1 protein-coding gene is annotated in these 587 nt (G+C 46.8%); it reads right to left on the bottom strand.

The window, feature by feature from the left end:
- A partial coding sequence (locus tag ACH3Y6_RS15655; protein ID WP_490836569.1) for a DUF8696 domain-containing protein occupies positions 1-587 on the bottom strand: 587 nt, incomplete at both ends.

Raw genomic sequence — 587 nt, forward strand, 5'->3', positions numbered from 1 at the left:
TAAAGCTGTTATTGTCACTTGATGACTGCCACTGAATCGTACCCGTATAGCCCGTCAATGTTAAGGTGTTAGAGTTCAAACCGGAACATACTGTCACTCCACCACCGCTGATCGTTCCAGCAACGCTGACCGCTGTAACGGTGATGGCTGTACTTGAGCTGACTGCTGAAGTACATACACTACTGGTCACCACTGCACGGTAATAAGTGGTCGAGGTCAGGTTCGATGCCGTATAACTTGCACCTGTCTGGCCAGCAATATCACTGAAGCTGTTATTGTCACTTGATGATTGCCATTGAATTGTTCCTGTATAACCGGTCAGATTCAATGTAGTACTGTTCGAACCAGAACATACTGTTACTCCACCGCCACTGATCGTTCCAGCAACACTAACCGCTGTAACGGTGATAGCCGTACTTGAGCTAATCGCAGAGGTACATACACCGCTGGTCACCACTGCACGGTAATAAGTCGTAGCAGTTAAGTTCGTTGCCGTATAACTTGCACCTGTCTGGCCAGCAATATTATTGAAGCTATTATTATCGGTAGATGACTGCCACTGAATCGTACCGGTATATCCAGTCAAG

The sequence above is a fragment of the Sediminibacterium sp. FW305-C-269 genome, assembly GCF_058231045.1.